This window comes from Burkholderia sp. MSMB1835 (assembly GCF_001526365.1).
GTDB lineage: Bacteria > Pseudomonadota > Gammaproteobacteria > Burkholderiales > Burkholderiaceae > Burkholderia.
In genome coordinates, this window is the sequence record NZ_LOYP01000023.1 from 1 (window position 1) to 1,466 (window position 1,466).

1 protein-coding gene is annotated in these 1,466 nt (G+C 69.6%); it reads right to left on the reverse strand.

The annotated features are described in order from the left end of the window. A partial coding sequence (locus tag WS96_RS10620; protein WP_059832421.1) for an efflux transporter outer membrane subunit occupies window positions 1–1,466 on the reverse strand: 1,466 nt, incomplete at both ends.

Sequence of the window (1,466 nt, forward strand, 5' to 3'; positions counted from 1 at the left end):
CCGTTCGTCGCCGTTGCCGACGCAGGCGCCGGCGCGGCCGCCTTGTCGTAATCGACCGGCGCATCCGGCGCGCGCGGCGCTTCGCCTGCACGCTGGATCCAGCCCCCGCCCAGTGCGCGGTACAGATCGACCAGGTTCGTCCAGCGTGCCAGACGCGCGCTGATCAGCGACTGCTGCGCCGAGTACAGATCCGTCTGCGCGGTCAGCACCGACAGATAGCTGTCCACACCGTTCTTGTAGCGCAGGTCCGACAGGTCGAAGCGACGCTGCTGCGCGTGCTCGTTGCGCTCGAGCGCCGCGATCTGCTGGTCGTACGTGCCGCGTGCGGCCAGGCCGTCCGACACTTCGCGGAATGCCGACTGGATCGCCTTCTCGTAGTTCGCGATCTCGATGCGCTTCTGCACGTTCGCGAGATCGAGATTGGCGATGTTCTGCCCGCCCTCGAAGATCGGCAGCGCGATGTTCGGCGCGAACGACCACGCCGCCGTGCCGGCCTTGAACAGGCCGCCCAGCGTCGGGCTCGCGGTGCCGAACGCGGCCGTCAGCGAGATCTTCGGGAAGAACGCCGCGCGGGCCGCGCCGATGTTCGCGTTCGCGGCCAGCAGCGTCTGCTCGGCCTGCATCACGTCCGGACGGCGCGTGAGCAGATCCGACGGCAGGCCGGCCGGCACGTCCGTCAGCAGGTTCTGCGCATCGAGCGGCAGGCCCGCCGGCAGATCGTCCGGCAGCGGCTCGCCGATCAGCTGCACCAGCGCGTTCAGCGCCTGCGCGCGCGCACGTGCCTGCGCCTGCTGGTTCGCGAGCGCCGTCTCGACCACCGTCTGCGCCTGACGCAGCTCGAGCTCGGAGCCCGTGCCGTTGTCGAACTGCAGCTTGGTCAGGTCGTACGACGCCTGCGCGGTCTTCAGCGTGTCTTCCGTGACCTTCAGCAGATCGTCGGTCGACAGCAGCGTCAGGTATTGATCCGCCACCTGCGACACCAGCGAGATCTCCGACGCCTGCCGCGCGTACGACGTCGACAGGTACTGCGCGAGTGCCTGATCCTTCAGGCTCTGCACGCGTCCGAACAGGTCGAGTTCCCACGACGCCGACAGCCCGACGTTGTAGACGCGCGAGATCAGCGGCTGGCCCGTCTGCGACACACCGGCCGGATAACGCTGGATGTTGCCCGTGCCCGTACCATCGAGCGTCGGGAACAGCCCCGCGCGCGTGATCTGGTACTGCGCGCGCGCCGCCTCGATGTTCAGCACCGACACGCGCAGGTCGCGGTTGTTTTTCAGCGCGATCTCGATCAGCCGCTGCAGGCGCGGATCGACGAAGAACTCGCGCCAGCCGATGGCGGTCGCCGCCTGGCCGTTCGCGCTGCGCGCGCCGGCCGCGCCCGGCTGCGTCGCGTAGACGCCGCCGGCCGGGTACGCCTGCGCGACGGGCGCGTCGGGCCGCTTGTAATGCGGCGCCATCGTGCA